General features: G+C 60.0%; 15 protein-coding genes and 1 pseudogene. 5 read left to right on the forward strand and 11 right to left on the reverse strand.

Going from position 1 to position 12,931, the window contains the following annotated elements; translation table 11 throughout:
- Window positions 1-259: 259 nt before the first annotated feature.
- The 4 genes and pseudogenes from M8Q45_RS07435 to M8Q45_RS07450 form a co-directional block, all read right to left on the reverse strand.
- Window positions 260-469: pseudogene (locus M8Q45_RS07435) on the reverse strand (siphovirus Gp157 family protein); the annotation flags it as partial.
- 109 nt (window positions 470-578) lie between these two features.
- Window positions 579-1,424, reverse strand: coding sequence for a PhzF family phenazine biosynthesis protein (locus tag M8Q45_RS07440; RefSeq protein WP_502940237.1), 846 nt, complete (start codon window positions 1,422-1,424; stop codon window positions 579-581).
- Between the two features lie 81 nt (window positions 1,425-1,505).
- A complete protein-coding gene (locus M8Q45_RS07445; RefSeq protein WP_249874145.1) occupies window positions 1,506-2,132 on the reverse strand; it encodes a LysE family translocator in 627 nt (208 codons plus the stop codon).
- Window positions 2,133-2,211: 79 nt separating this feature from the next.
- A complete protein-coding gene (locus M8Q45_RS07450; protein WP_249874146.1) occupies window positions 2,212-2,619 on the reverse strand; it encodes a VOC family protein in 408 nt (135 codons plus the stop codon).
- 142 nt (window positions 2,620-2,761) lie between these two features.
- On the opposite strand from M8Q45_RS07450, the gene M8Q45_RS07455 reads away from it, so the two are divergent.
- Together M8Q45_RS07455 and M8Q45_RS07460 are read left to right on the forward strand one after the other, a co-directional pair.
- Entirely contained in the window at window positions 2,762-4,132 is a 1,371-nt protein-coding gene (locus M8Q45_RS07455; protein WP_249874147.1) for an aminotransferase-like domain-containing protein, read from the forward strand.
- A gap of 131 nt (window positions 4,133-4,263) precedes the next feature.
- Entirely contained in the window at window positions 4,264-4,503 is a 240-nt protein-coding gene (locus M8Q45_RS07460) for a YceK/YidQ family lipoprotein (RefSeq protein ID WP_349654618.1), read from the forward strand.
- On the opposite strand, the gene M8Q45_RS07465 is transcribed toward M8Q45_RS07460, so the two are convergent.
- Complete coding sequence (locus M8Q45_RS07465) at window positions 4,500-6,521, reverse strand: DKNYY domain-containing protein (RefSeq protein ID WP_249874149.1); 2,022 nt, start codon at window positions 6,519-6,521, stop codon at window positions 4,500-4,502. The genes M8Q45_RS07460 and M8Q45_RS07465 overlap by 4 nt on opposite strands.
- A 122-nt stretch (window positions 6,522-6,643) precedes the next feature.
- On the opposite strand from M8Q45_RS07465, the gene M8Q45_RS07470 reads away from it, so the two are divergent.
- Window positions 6,644-7,039, forward strand: a complete 396-nt coding sequence (locus M8Q45_RS07470; RefSeq protein WP_249874150.1) for a hypothetical protein — start codon at window positions 6,644-6,646, stop codon at window positions 7,037-7,039.
- A 100-nt stretch (window positions 7,040-7,139) separates the two neighbouring features.
- Window positions 7,140-7,478, forward strand: a complete 339-nt coding sequence (locus M8Q45_RS07475) for a hypothetical protein (protein WP_249874151.1) — start codon at window positions 7,140-7,142, stop codon at window positions 7,476-7,478.
- A gap of 69 nt (window positions 7,479-7,547) precedes the next feature.
- Here the strand turns inward: M8Q45_RS07475 and M8Q45_RS07480 are convergent, their stop codons facing one another.
- Together M8Q45_RS07480 and M8Q45_RS07485 are read right to left on the reverse strand one after the other, a co-directional pair.
- Window positions 7,548-8,345, reverse strand: a complete 798-nt coding sequence (locus tag M8Q45_RS07480) for an SDR family NAD(P)-dependent oxidoreductase (RefSeq protein WP_249874152.1) — start codon at window positions 8,343-8,345, stop codon at window positions 7,548-7,550.
- Between the two features lie 54 nt (window positions 8,346-8,399).
- Complete coding sequence (locus M8Q45_RS07485; RefSeq protein WP_249874153.1) at window positions 8,400-9,494, reverse strand: alkene reductase; 1,095 nt, start codon at window positions 9,492-9,494, stop codon at window positions 8,400-8,402.
- A 146-nt stretch (window positions 9,495-9,640) separates the two neighbouring features.
- Here M8Q45_RS07485 and M8Q45_RS07490 point away from each other — a divergent pair, with 146 nt between their 5' ends.
- Window positions 9,641-10,222, forward strand: coding sequence for a TetR/AcrR family transcriptional regulator (locus M8Q45_RS07490; protein ID WP_249874154.1), 582 nt, complete (start codon window positions 9,641-9,643; stop codon window positions 10,220-10,222).
- A gap of 25 nt (window positions 10,223-10,247) precedes the next feature.
- On the opposite strand, the gene M8Q45_RS28550 is transcribed toward M8Q45_RS07490, so the two are convergent.
- The 4 genes from M8Q45_RS28550 to M8Q45_RS07505 all read right to left on the reverse strand — a co-directional run bounded on the left by M8Q45_RS28550 (window position 10,248) and on the right by M8Q45_RS07505 (window position 12,928).
- Window positions 10,248-10,334 (reverse strand): small membrane protein YohP, encoded by an 87-nt coding sequence (locus M8Q45_RS28550; protein WP_442087941.1) that lies wholly within the window; start codon window positions 10,332-10,334, stop codon window positions 10,248-10,250.
- A 97-nt stretch (window positions 10,335-10,431) separates the two neighbouring features.
- Window positions 10,432-10,695, reverse strand: coding sequence for a hypothetical protein (locus M8Q45_RS07495; RefSeq protein ID WP_030142163.1), 264 nt, complete (start codon window positions 10,693-10,695; stop codon window positions 10,432-10,434).
- Window positions 10,696-10,807: 112 nt separating this feature from the next.
- A complete protein-coding gene (locus tag M8Q45_RS07500) occupies window positions 10,808-11,722 on the reverse strand; it encodes a LysR substrate-binding domain-containing protein (protein ID WP_249874155.1) in 915 nt (304 codons plus the stop codon).
- 87 nt (window positions 11,723-11,809) lie between these two features.
- A complete protein-coding gene (locus tag M8Q45_RS07505; RefSeq protein WP_249874156.1) occupies window positions 11,810-12,928 on the reverse strand; it encodes an FAD-binding oxidoreductase in 1,119 nt (372 codons plus the stop codon).
- Between the last annotated feature and the right edge of the window lie 3 nt (window positions 12,929-12,931).

A 12,931-nucleotide genomic window follows, 5' to 3' on the forward strand; every position in this document is an offset into this window, starting at 1 on the left:
TTGCGCTTGCTCATAGCGAATCCGCCATCTTGCGTAGCGCGCGGCGCTAGGCCAGTGACGGCGACCGGGGTTTGCGCTTGAGGACCGTTTCAGGGGCTATCCGGGTTGAGCGGGGCGGTGGGATGGGATTGCGCGGTGGGCTTTGCAGTTCGTCGATCCGGCCGCCCGCCGCCAGGAACTGGGCGATCTGCTTGGATATGGCGTCCGCCTGTGGCCCATGATGCTCGACCAGGCTGAGGTGGTGCTGATCATGGTTGCCTTAATTGATGCAGTTCGAACTATCGCCACGCTCAAGGTGCGCCCATGCCGGCTCTTCGATCAGTTCGTGTTCTGCGTCTTCGCCGGCGGCCATGCGCTTGCGAACTGTCTCGTTGTGGTCACGGATTTCCTTGAGCTTGGCGGCGATCGCATTCTTGTCCGGCGCGATACTGGTTTTCACAGCGGTCAGCTCATCCGGCACTGCATCCTCTTGCCGGCACGCGAGTCGTTCACCGATGCTGTCCAGCGATAGGCCGGAGAACCTCAGCAGGTGCGCGATCTCCACGCCGCCGCCCAGGCATTTACTGCAACCCGCCCCTTCACCCTGCGCTAATGCGGCCTTCCACCTGAGTGCGTGTCTCGCCGCCGATCCAGATTTGGCCTGCTTCATCGCGAGTTACGTGAATGCGCCCTTGGCGGCCGAGGCGGGTGCCTTGGGCGGCGACATAGTCTTGCTCAACCACACCTGTGTCGAATAACCACTGTGCCAGTGAGGCATTAAGGCTGCCTGTAACCGGGTCTTCGACAATGGCACCGAGGTGATTGCTGAAAAAGGCGCGAACTTCGAAGGTGGCATCGCCATGGGGGTGACGACCCATGACGCCGAAGTCGATTCTGCGCGGCCAGCTCCGGGCCGGTTGCAGGGAAAGGACTTTCTCTGCTGAAGCCAGGCGGATCCCCAGCCATCCGGGACCGTTGTCGATCCACGCCGCATCAACGATCTCACAGGGTTCAATGCCGAGACACTGCAGCACCTCGGTTAATTCTTCCTTCGACGGAGCGCCGTAACGGAGCAGTGGGGGAGCGCCAAAGGCAAGCCGTCCTTGTTCACGGCGAATGGTCACGAGGCCCACACCGCATTCCTGGACAATGTGCGTTTCGTTCCTCGGCGCCCGTCCGGTCGACAGCCAGGCATGGCAACTTCCCAGCGTCGGGTGTCCAGCAAATGGCATTTCCCTGTCCAAGGTGAAAATCCTCAGCCTGTAGTCTGCCTGCGGATGCGTGGGCGAAAGCACAAAGGCTGTCTCCGACAGGTTGAGCCAGCGCGTCAGGCGCTGCATGTCATCTGTCTGCAATGCGTCGGCGTCCATGACCACCGCCAGTGGGTTTCCACTCAGGGCTTTTGCTCCGAATACGTCGATCATATGGATCACATGGGTCATCACGTTCTCTCTCACCTGTGTGGCGACACTGGCTCGCCTGACCTGCCTTGAAGGGGAACCAGGCCCATTGGTTTCAACACGAAATCAATTTGTAGAGACCAGAAGCTTCAACCCCGCGACGCCAAACAGTACCGAGAAAAGCCCCTGGATCCAGCGCCTTGAGCGGGCGTAGCAGGCAATCATCGTGGCGGTCGAGAAAACGATGGCGTAGCCGCCGAAGATGATGACGCCGAGCACTGCGCAACCACCGATGATTGCCGATAAGGTGCCCGCTGGAGCGTCCTCCCGGAGTCCGAGCGACATGATCGACATCCAGGACATGATGGCCTTGGGATTGCTGATGTGCATAAGGACACCCTGGCGGTACAGCGACCGGTAACGCGGCGCCTGTCCCGCGACCGTGCTGGTGTGGTCGGCGGTCGACTGCATGGCGGATCTGCCGGCACGCAGCGCGAGATAAAGCAAATAGACACCGCCGACCACCTTGATCAACAACAACGCTTGGGCATAGGCGGCCAGCAAGGCGCTGATACCCGTGGCCGCCAGGATCGCCCAGAAGAGCGAGCCGGAGATGACGCCGGACGCCAGCATCAGGGCGCGCGTGCGACCATCACGCATCGCCACATCCATGATTGCCATGTTGCTGGGGCCTGGACTTGCAGCGGCAAGGACATAGGTGCCGAAGGCGAGCAGGATCGGGCTGCCGATCATTGAGCGGCTCCTTGGAATGGAGACCGCAAACCATGAAATGGATGCGGCGATCCGCTGCACGGTAAAGCGTGGTTTTTTTTCATGGTTGCAGCAGATCCGCGCGATGAACGATATGAACCTTGTTTCCATCGGGGTCGAGAAGGTATGCGCCGAAATAGCCGTCGCCGTAGCGGGGACGCGGCCCGGGCGCTCCTACGTCCGTCCCGCCATGGGCAAGTCCCGCCGCATGGGCCAGCGCCACGGCGTTCTCAGAGGACGCCAGGAAGGCGACCATGCTGCCGTTGCCGATCGACGATGGCTCGCCATTGGCAGGGATGTAGACATAGAAGCGCGGCAGAGGCGCTTCGGCGGCGACCCAGCAGAGCGCCGCCGGACCGCCATCAGGCACTACGACTCGTCGTTTCAGACCCAGTGGCGCGAGGATAGCGTCATAAAAAGCGCCTGCACGCTCAAGATCATTCGTGCCCACGGTCACATGGCTAAACATTGGACGCTCCGCTGCCTCGCTCCGTCATCGCGGCCAGGCTGATGGTGAAAGGTTGATTTCGTGAAATACCCTAATATGCGTGACACTTTATGGCTATTTATATAGTGTCACGCGACACTATTAATCAGTTTGGAGAGTAGCAATGCGTCTGCAATCGCCTTGGATGCCCCGCCTTGCAGACATCGAGGCAAGTGTCGCCGAGCGCCTGGTGCTCGCCCTGGCCGACGACATCATCGAGGGGCGACTGAAAGGGGGTGACCGTCTGCCTGCCCATCGAGACCTCGCGTGGCAGTTGCAGATCGGTCTTGGCACGGTGACCAAAGCCTATGCGGTGCTGGAGCGACGAGGTCTGGTGCGCAGCGTCAAGGGCCGGGGAATGTTCGTGGCGATCCATCAGGCACATGAGGACCGGCAGATCGACCTCTCGTCCAATGTGCCGCCGGCGATGCTGACGGCCGGTCTTTTGGCGCGGACGCTGACCGGTATGGCGCGCAAGATCGACACCGATCATCTCAACCTGTATTCACCGCCCGCCGGGCATCTGGAGCATCGCCGTCTGTTGGCCCGCTGGCTTGAAACGCTCGGCATCGTGGTCAAACCGTCGCATCTGGCGCTCACGAGTAACGCCCGCCAGGCCATTTCCCTGGCCTTCGATCTTGCCTGCGGTCCCCAGGGGGTGATTCTGACAGAACGCGTCACCTATCCCGGCGCGATTGCCCTGGCCCGGCGCAAGGGTTACCGGATGCAAGGTGTCGAGATTGATGCGCAAGGCATGCTGCCTCAGGCGCTTGCGGACGCCCTCGCTGGCCTGGCATCAAGCGCAGCCAAAGCGGTTTATCTCACCCCGACGCTGCACAATCCGACGACGGCCACGATGGACACGGCGCGACGGCAGGCTATCGTCGATGTCTGTCGACGGTCCGGGGCCTGGATCATCGAGGATGGCGTCTACGCTTTAGGACCTCCACTTGAACCTGCGCTTGTGACGCTGGCGCCCGAGAGAGTCTTGCACGTCAACGGGCTGTCCAAATCCATTGGTCCTGGGTTGAGGATCGGCATGCTCACGCTACCGGACGGCATGAATGCCGCCGCACAAGCAGTCTTGCAGGATGTCCCCATGACCCCGTCGCCATTGTCCTGCGCGGTGGTGGAGGAGTGGCTGTCCAGTGGCGTTATCGCATCGATCCCCCAGGACCTGCGCCATGAAGCGCGACGCCGAGCAGACCTGGCCGCTTCGCTGTTCGGCGCGGCCGGGCTTGTCTGGCATCCGGACGCCTTTCATGTCTGGCTACCGATGCGACGCGACGCTGCCGATCGCTTTGCCACAGCGGCTGCCGCGATTGGCATCAAAGTGACTGCGCCAGAATCGGTCATGGTCGATCACACTGACCAGGCGGCCGGCATTCGGCTTTGTCTCGGCGGCCCAACCTTCGAAGACCTGACGCAAGGATTGATGTTCCTGACAAAACTTGAATGTTCGAATCACTCTGTCCAGACCCTGTATCCTGACTGATCCAGGTATCTAAGCCGATCAGCTCGATCGGCTTTCTTGTGCGTGTGCAAAACATGCGTCCATGCGCCTTCGTATCCATCGCTGGGTTTCCTGGTCTACCCGGGCTTTGCAAGAATCAACAAGGACATTACGTGCTACGGAAAGCAATTCTACTGATCTTGATCACCAGCTTGAGCGGCTGCATGGCCACCGCGATGCGGATGGATTACGACAAGCACAGATGCCCCTACATCGGCCTGCGCTTCGACTGGTGGCTGGTGGGCACGTCCAAAGGAAAGCTGATTCCATTTCTACTTATCGACGCACCGTTTTCCTTGGTGGTCGATACCGTATTTTTCCCTTTCGAATATCAGTACGACTGCAATCTCTAGGCGCCCTCCACCGGATGTCCAAGGGATGCCCGGTAATCCGCCTCATCAACCTCCGTCAACGTCCCATACCCATCGTAGTAATAGAACCGATACCTGTCCCGGGCATAACGCTCAGTCAGGAATTCGAGGGTGGAGAGATCAAAACGCTTGGCGCTCAGCGGCCGTCGATGGCAGAACAACTTGCGTGTCCCCAGTTGCAGGAAATCCGGATGCGGCACACGAACTTCATCAGGGTCGAAGTCGACATCCAGCCACTTGCCCTCCGAAAAGATCAGGGTAGGGCTGATGGCATAGATGCCGAGCACGCGGGTCTCAGCGGGATGGAGGCGTTTTTTCGCCTCGCCGTAGTAATACACCGCCTCCCGGTCCTTGGCCCAGCCATGTCCACAGGACTCGAAACTCGCTGCGTGAGCCTTACGAATCGGTTCGGGGGGATGATAGAAGACCCGGTGGCAATAAACGGTTTTTCCGTCTGTCAGGTAAGGCGGCCCCAGTGAGCGGAAGTGCTCGGCAGGCTCCGTGGAGAATCGTTCGGGCACTTGTGTTTCGGCGTTATGGAACGGGATCAGATAGAGGCCATGGGCATCGCCGCACAAGTGGGTGTCCAGCAGTTTGAAACTCGCCGCGTCCAGCCCGTTGATCGCCCGTCCATGAAAATGCACTTGGCCGCCCACCTCGAAGCCGAGGCCGATGGCGCGTAAAGGCGCCGTTTCTGAAGATATTTGCGCGGCGCCAGCCTCTGCCTGCAAGCGGTGCCACCAATAATCCTTCAGTTGCGGATGGGCCTCGAAATACGGTGCCCAGGCTTGTTGCATGGCCGCATCGATTATTCCGCCAGAACCCAGCGGGCCATTCCTGTCACCTGCCAGCACGGGGGAGTCATCCTGGTCATTGCGATAGAGCTGGGCCACTACGAAACTTTCCACGTCGACATCGAGGCGTTTCTGGTGTTGATAGACGTACTGACGGTCACGGTAGTAATCGAATCCCAAGTGACGAAAACTCGGGCCGTGGGCATCACGCAAGCGGGTCCCGGCGGCGTAGACGAATGTGTCGTCCACGGCAAAATAGTCATCCTCGTATTCACTGGCGCTGACCACGCGGCCGCACTCATCGAACACCGGCTGCCAACCCTTGAGCAGGTGGAAATCGCCGACGTAGCGGATGGTTTTCCCCGTCAGGTAATAGGCCCGTCGACTGTCCTTGGCGTAGCGTTCGTTAAGCACGGTGAAGGTGGTCAGGTCGGCATTGTCGATGCGGTAGAAGTATTCATACGAAACACTCGAGCCCTGCTGCGCTTGCACGATGATCGAGTGCCCGTCGGTTCCCCAGCGTTGGGCGAGCATGTGGAAGCCGTCGGGGTTTGTTATCGGCAGCGGCGTGCCGTCCTTTTGGTGCACGGGCTTGAAACCCTTATGGACTTGTCCGTCGATCACTCGATAAGACGGATGGTTGCAGTACCGCACCCGAGCGGTGGCGGCGGCGATGAATTTTCCATGGAGAAAGATGTTCACCCCGTCGCTGAACAACGCAGAGGTTGAAGCCACCGAGGCGGGCGACAATGGCAACAGCGCCAGGCTGTCGGGCCGTGCCTGTGGGATTTCGGTGATTGCGTATTCGCCGAACCAATAGGCGCCGGTTTCGTCACGCCAGTATTGGTGGCCGAGACTTTCCAGACCCTGCTCGAACCGAAAAGACAGGGCCTGGAGGGCATGGTAACCATGGCGCTGCCAGTAACCTGGAAGCAGATAATAATCGTGCGATGCATCACGCAGGATCCATGGGTTGCGTCGATGCCGCCAAACCGGCTGGCCGGCCATCAGCGGCGAGGGCGGATAACCTCCGTCCCCGGCACGTTGGGCTAGCTCGCCGGGTCGTGCGCCTTGAGGGCTGAGCAGGATGTAGACGTCTGGCACGCGCCCATCGCCCAGAAGTACGTCGTCCATGAACGCGAAGCCTTGATGCCACTCAAGATCAAGCGGTTCCCAGTCAGCGAAGACTGTCTCTGTGTCCGTCATGTCATTGCGGCCTGGAGGTCTGATGGTTGGTCCCACTCAGCGACTTATAAATTCCGAGACGTCTCTTCCCCGAGCGTTCCCGACTTTATATCCTACGGCTCCCATCCAAACGGAATCCGCCAATGCATCTGCGTGCAAGCTTGTTGTGCCTATGCCTGTTCAGCAGCCTGGGTCAGGCCGCCGTGAATGTTAACTGTTCGGCCCTGGCGGAAAAACTCTCGGGAACAGTGCCTGAGTTTCATCCTTCGGTGCAAGGCAAGGTCATCGGCACCGGGCGCTTGCATTTCCACGAGGCACCGGATGAAGCCTGTGCCAACAAGAAGATTTTTGTCATACCGGGCGACTCCCTCACCGTCTACTCCAGCCTGGAGGACGAATCATGGCTGGAAGTGAATTTCATCGCCAAGGATGGCGAGGACTATACCGGTTGGGTAAAGGCTGACCGGGTCGAGATTGGCAAGCCGTATGGAGCGCCACCGGAGGATGCGGACGCAGCGTCCGCCGAAGACTCGCAATAATCGTTCGGGCAACTGTGCGAAAGAACTGAAGGGCGCGACAAGGTGCGGCGATCTTGGTCCGCAGGCAGTAGAGGCTGTTTTTATCAATAAGGAGTTTTGAATGTCGCTGTTAAGGATTTCTACGTTTTCTCTTTGCCTGGCTGGAATCAGCGTTGCTGGCAGCTCGCTCGCGAATCAGCAAGATCAAGAGCACCAGGGTTACGTCGTCTTGGTGGCCATGGAACAGATATGCAACAAGAATAACCCTGGCCTGAACGGGGATGTGGAGAACGCTATGGCCACTGAACCAAAATTCAACGAAGCAGCCAAGGCCCAGATCAGGAAGATAAAGTCCGATCCCGCCTATAAATTCCAGGTTTCAAACATGGTGAGCACGCTGGCTAACTCACCACTCGGGGCCATGGCCCAGGACATGTGCAAGGAATACGCGCCCAAGTAATTCGGGCGTTTTTTCTGGCGGCATTGCAAACGATGGCGACATCAAGACCTTCGCCATCGTTTGCCCGGTTCAGCCGTTCAGGCCTGGGTTTTTATAGCGCTCGGCAACCGCCGATTGCTTGATCTCGGACAACAACCCCTGCCGCGCCCCCTGCAACGCATCCCAGCGCGCACCGTCCTGCAGCGGCGGGATGGTCACCGGTTCGCGACGGTCGAAGCCGACCAGCGCGGCATCGACCAGGTCGCCCACTTCCATGATTTCGCTCAAGGTATTGATGTCGATGCCGGCGCGTTCCCAGATTTCGGTCCGGGTGGCGGCGGGCAGGACGGCTTGCACGTAGACGCCTTTTGGGGTCAGTTCGAGGCTGAGCCCTTGGGACAGGAACAGCACGAAAGCCTTGGTCGCCCCGTAGACTGACATGCCGAACTCCGGCGCCAGGCCAACCACCGAGCCGATGTTGATGATCGCGCCGTCGCCGGCGTTTGCCAGGCGCGGGGCGATGGCGCTGGCGAGCCGGACCAGCGCAGTGGTGTTGAGTGAAACCAGGTGCGCGACGCTGTCGGTGGTCTGTTCGATGAAGCTGCCGGACTGGGCGGCGCCCGCATTGTTGACCAGGATGCCGATGCGGTCGTCATCACGCAGGCGTGCTTCGACTGTGTGCAGGTCGCCGATTTGGGTCAGGTCGGCCTGGAGCACGTCGACGGTCACGTTGTGTTCGTGGCGCAGTTCAGTCGCCAGCGCTTCGAGTCGCGCGCTGTCGCGGGCAACCAGCACCAGATCATGGCCGCGCTGGGCGAAGCGCTTGGCATAGACGGCGCCGATACCGGTGGAAGCGCCGGTGATGAGAACGGTTGTGCGAGTGGTCATGGTGTCGGTCTCTTCAGGATTGGGGGGCGATCAACTGCGTGATTTGTTTCGGCGCTATTGGGCATTCGCCTCGGCGCGCGTCGGGTAGTCGATGTAGCCTTCGGCGCCGCCGCCGTAGAGGGTCGCGGGATTGAGGGCCGCCAAAGGGACGGCGCTTTTCAGGCGCTCTACCAGGTCTGGATTGGCAATGAACGGGCGGCCAAAGGCGATCAAGTCGGCCTTGTCTTCCAGGAGCTGCGAAGTGGCCAGGTCCAGGTCGTAGCCGTTGTTGGCGATGTAGGTATTGTTGAAGCGTTGGCGCAAGCCGGCGAAATCGAACGGTGCCACATCACGCGGCCCGGCGGTCGCGCCTTCGACGACGTGCAGGTAGGCGATGTCCAAGGTGTTGAGCTGATCGACGATGTAGTCGAACTGCGCCTGCGGTGCGCTGCTGGACACGCCGTTGGCCGGCGACACGGGCGAGATGCGCAGGCCGGTACGTCCGGCACCGATCTCGCTCACCACGGCGGCGGTCACTTCCAACAGCAGTCGGGCGCGGTTTTCAATCGAGCCACCGTAGGCATCGGTACGGATGTTGGCGCCGTCCTTGATGAACTGATCGAGCAGATAGCCGTTCGCACCGTGGATCTCCACGCCATCGAACCCGGCGGCGATGGCATTGGCTGCCGCTTGGCGAAAATCCTTGACGATTCCCGGCAACTCGCTCAGGTCGAGCGCTCGTGGTTCGGACACATCCTCGAAACTGTTGTTGACGAATACCTTGGTGGCGGGGCGCAGGGCGGAAGGCGCTACCGGGGCGGCGCCGTTTTCCTGCAGGGCCACGTGGGACACGCGCCCGACGTGCCACAGTTGCAGGAATATCCGACTGCCCTTGGCATGGACCGCATCGGTCACTTGGCGCCAGCCGTCGATCTGCGCCTGGGTGTAGATGCCGGGCGTGTCCTGATAACCCTGTCCCTGCTGCGAGATCTGCGTGGCCTCGGCAATCAGCAAGCCTGCCGATGCGCGCTGGCTGTAGTAGGTCGCCGCGAACTCACTGGGGACGAAGCCTTTGGCTGCGCGGTTACGCGTCAGCGGCGCCAGCACGACTCGGTTGGCGAGGGTGAGGGAGCCCAGGGTATAGGGGGTAAACAGAATCTGATCGGTCATGTCTCTCGTTTCCGTGCCAATAGATGAGCGGTGGGTGCGGCTGGCACTTAGGATGATGATCGAAATCTAAACTGTCAACGAATTTGATTACGGTTGGCATCTATGTATGATGAGGACCTGATTGGAGTGGTACGAGGTAAACGAACATGAGAGTGACCAAGGCCCAGGCACAGGCAAACCGGGAACACATCGTCGAGACAGCGTCCGTGTTGTTTCGCGAGCGAGGTTTTGACGGCATAGGCGTGGCGGATCTGATGGCCGCTGCCGGCTTCACCCACGGCGGTTTCTACAAGCATTTCGGTTCGAAGGCCGACCTGATGGCCGAAGCCGCTGCGGACAGTCTTTCGCGCTCATTGACCAGCGCCAGCAACCTGGATGTCGCTGGGTTCTTCGCCATGTATGTCTCGCGGGAGCACCGCGACGCTCGGGGCAACGGCTGCACGATGGCGGCGTTGTGCGGCGACGCGGCGCGTCAGTCCGATGAGGTAAAGGCCACGTTTGCCAATGGGGTGGAAGGCACGCTGGCTACCCTTGAGGAAAAGTTCGAGCCGACAGGAGAAGGCGGACGGGCAAAGATGATCAACTGGCTCGCCCATGCCATCGGCGCGGTCATGCTCTCGCGCGCTTGTCCGGATGATTCGCCGTTGGCAGACGAAATACTTGAAGTCTGCCGTGATCAGATCCTGGCGTCCTTGCCAGCGTCCGAACCCGAGGAAAACCAGCGGTAGCGCAGTGCGCTACCGCTGTGTCGGATCAGAAGATGAACTTGAACAAGGCAATGACCACGATCAGGCCGATCAGGAAAATGATCCCAACGGTACCACCAAGAAATTTCAACATAGGAACGCTCTCATCGGATGGGCTTAATTTTCTAGACCCTTGGCGAGAGCGCACAGTTCGTTAAATTTGCGTGATGGGTAAAAAGTCTGGGAGCCGCTCAGTGAACCGCCAGGGACCTCGGCACGGACACATGTTCGAACTTCGAAACGGTCTTGATCCAATAGCGCCGATACTCGGTCTTGTCCGGCGCCAAGGGTTTTTGGCTGGACCAAGGGTGTTCCGCTTTCAGGCTGGCGCGATAAGCTTCCCATTCCTTTTGCTCGGCCGCTTCCCTGGCTTTGTTTCGATCATCGAACCAGCCCAGGACGTACGCATCGCTCTGGTCCGTGCCGCTCGCTATCAGCAGATATATGTCTGTCATCACCGGTTCCCGCCGCATTCCAACCACCCAATCACTGGGCTCTTGTCATGGTTATCGGCTGCGGGCGCTGATTTTTGAAGCTAATTGATAAACGGGTTCGAGGCGCCATGGGTCAGACATCCTCTGTCTGTGCCAGGTGCGCCATCAACCATTCGCGGAAGCGGTTGACGCTTTGCCGGTTCGGTACTTGGCCCAGGGGCTCCAACAAGCAGAATTGCGCATCGGTGCACAAGATGGCGGATGTCGGGCGTACGAGATTGCCGGTCTGTAGGTGGTCGCCGAGCAACCGCGTCCAGGCCAGGGCGATTCCCTGGCCCGCCAGCGCCGACTGGATCAGCATCGAGTAGTTGTTGATGTTGATGCGCCGACGAGGTTCTGGCGCTGGATGGCCCAGGCGCTGGAACCATTCCATCCAGCCAATCCAGTCCCGATGCTGGTCCTCGAGCCACAGCCAGGTACAGGCGCCGAATTGTTCAAGGTTGCCCGCCTCGGGATGCTGAGACAGGTAGGCCGGGCTGCACACCGGGAAAATTTCTTCATTGAACAGTGCGGTGACCTTCATGTTCTTGGGGGGCGTGCTGCAGTAGTACAGCGCCAGGTCGCAGTCGAGCCGGGAGAAATCCTCGACTTGATCGGTCGCGATGATGCGCAGGTCGATCTCCTCGTGCTGACGCCGGAACTCCGATACCAACGGCAGCAACCACAGCGATGCCATCGCCGTGCTGGTGACCACCGTGACTTGCTGCGCGCCTTGCCAATGACGCACGCCAGCCGTGGCACGGGCGATCTGTTGCAGCGTATCGCGAACACTTTCGTAGTACTGGCTGCCCGTCGCAGTGAGGTTGATCTCACGGGTCGTGCGGACAAACAGCGCTGTTCCCAGGTAATCCTCGAGCAGGCGTATCTGGCGGCTGACAGCGCCCTGGGTGACGTTCAGTTCGCGGGCCGCCACGGTGAAACTCAGGTGGCGTGCGGCGGCTTCGAACGCTACCAGGCTGTTGAGCGGCGGCAACGGTTGCAGTTTCATCGGGCTGGGTCACTGTCTTGTTGGTTTCAAGCGCAGGGCGATTGTGCAGAAGCCTGCGCGCAGTGACTACCTAATCCGGCATGACGGCTAGAGATCGATCACCAGGTTGGACGTGGGCTTGCTGCAACACAGCAAGCGCAGGCCCTTGTCGATCTCCCGTTGCCGTATGCCGCCGTTGTGGTTCATGTCCACGGTGCCTTCCAGCAGGGCGGTCTTGCAGGTGCCGCAAACGCCCTGGCTGCAGGATGAAGGCACAATCGCACCGGCCTTTTTGGCTGCGCTCAGCACGGTCTGGTGGCCGGGCATGCTGAAGGTCTTGCCCGAACGTGCCAGCGTGACCGTGAAGATGTCCTGTTGATCCAATGGAGCGGCTTGCTCGATCAACTGTTCTTCATTCAGCACCGCGATATCGAAGCTTTCCTGGTGATAGTGGTTAAAGTCGAATGCAGCTTCCCTGAGCAGCGCCTTGACCGCTTCCATGTAACCCTGGGGGCCACAGGTAAAGATTTCCCGCTCCTTGTAGTCCGGCACGTGCTGGCTCAACAAAGGCAAATCGAGACGACCCATGGGCTGTTGCCAGTGGCTGGCATCGCCAAGCCCTTCACAGATATCGATGACCCGCAGTCCCGGCATATCGGCCTGCATTCGCGTCAACTCGCCGTGGAAAATGATATCCGCCGGCGTGCGAGCGCTGTGCACGAAAACAATGTCCAGGTTGGCAGCCATGTCGCAGGCGGCGCGGGTCATCGACATCAACGGGGTCACGCCGGAGCCGGCGGAGAGGTACAACAGTTTTGCCGCCGGATGACCAACCGGCGTGAAGCTGCCCGCCGGCCCGGATGCCTTGAGGTTGTCTCCAGGCTTGAGATGGTCATGCAGCCAGTTCGACACCACGCCTCCGGGCACGCGTTTGACGGTGATCGAAAAAGCGAACGGGCGAGTCGGTGAAGACGACAGGGTGTAGCACCGCGCAATGGCCTGCCCATTGATGACGAGCGACAGGGTAATGAACTGGCCCGGCTCGAAACTCAACGCACTGAAGTCCGCGCATTGGAACGTGAACGTTTTTACATCATGGGTTTCCTGTCGCACGGCGCAGCATTGCAACATCTTCTGCTCGCCGCTGTGCCATTGCGCGCCAAACGCTCCCCAGGTCGTCGGATCGGTAAAACGTTCAGGGCGCGTCAGCTTTTCGTAAATCGTCATGTT

Source organism: Pseudomonas sp. T1.Ur, from assembly GCF_023516725.1.
In the GTDB taxonomy this organism is placed as follows: Bacteria; Pseudomonadota; Gammaproteobacteria; order Pseudomonadales; family Pseudomonadaceae; genus Aquipseudomonas; species Aquipseudomonas alvandae.

Coding starts and splice junctions, on each gene's coding strand:
- M8Q45_RS07480 (WP_249874152.1), bottom strand. CDS start 8,345: ATGACCACTCGCACAACCGTTCTCATCACCGGCGCTTCCACCGGTATC.
- M8Q45_RS07455 (WP_249874147.1), top strand. CDS start 2,762: ATGCGTCTGCAATCGCCTTGGATGCCCCGCCTTGCAGACATCGAGGCA.
- M8Q45_RS28550 (WP_442087941.1), bottom strand. CDS start 10,334: ATGTTGAAATTTCTTGGTGGTACCGTTGGGATCATTTTCCTGATCGGC.
- M8Q45_RS07485 (WP_249874153.1), bottom strand. CDS start 9,494: ATGACCGATCAGATTCTGTTTACCCCCTATACCCTGGGCTCCCTCACC.
- M8Q45_RS07505 (WP_249874156.1), bottom strand. CDS start 12,928: ATGACGATTTACGAAAAGCTGACGCGCCCTGAACGTTTTACCGATCCG.
- M8Q45_RS07470 (WP_249874150.1), top strand. CDS start 6,644: ATGCATCTGCGTGCAAGCTTGTTGTGCCTATGCCTGTTCAGCAGCCTG.
- M8Q45_RS07490 (WP_249874154.1), top strand. CDS start 9,641: ATGAGAGTGACCAAGGCCCAGGCACAGGCAAACCGGGAACACATCGTC.
- M8Q45_RS07500 (WP_249874155.1), bottom strand. CDS start 11,722: ATGAAACTGCAACCGTTGCCGCCGCTCAACAGCCTGGTAGCGTTCGAA.
- M8Q45_RS07465 (WP_249874149.1), bottom strand. CDS start 6,521: ATGACGGACACAGAGACAGTCTTCGCTGACTGGGAACCGCTTGATCTT.
- M8Q45_RS07495 (WP_030142163.1), bottom strand. CDS start 10,695: ATGACAGACATATATCTGCTGATAGCGAGCGGCACGGACCAGAGCGAT.
- M8Q45_RS07475 (WP_249874151.1), top strand. CDS start 7,140: ATGTCGCTGTTAAGGATTTCTACGTTTTCTCTTTGCCTGGCTGGAATC.
- M8Q45_RS07450 (WP_249874146.1), bottom strand. CDS start 2,619: ATGTTTAGCCATGTGACCGTGGGCACGAATGATCTTGAGCGTGCAGGC.
- M8Q45_RS07445 (WP_249874145.1), bottom strand. CDS start 2,132: ATGATCGGCAGCCCGATCCTGCTCGCCTTCGGCACCTATGTCCTTGCC.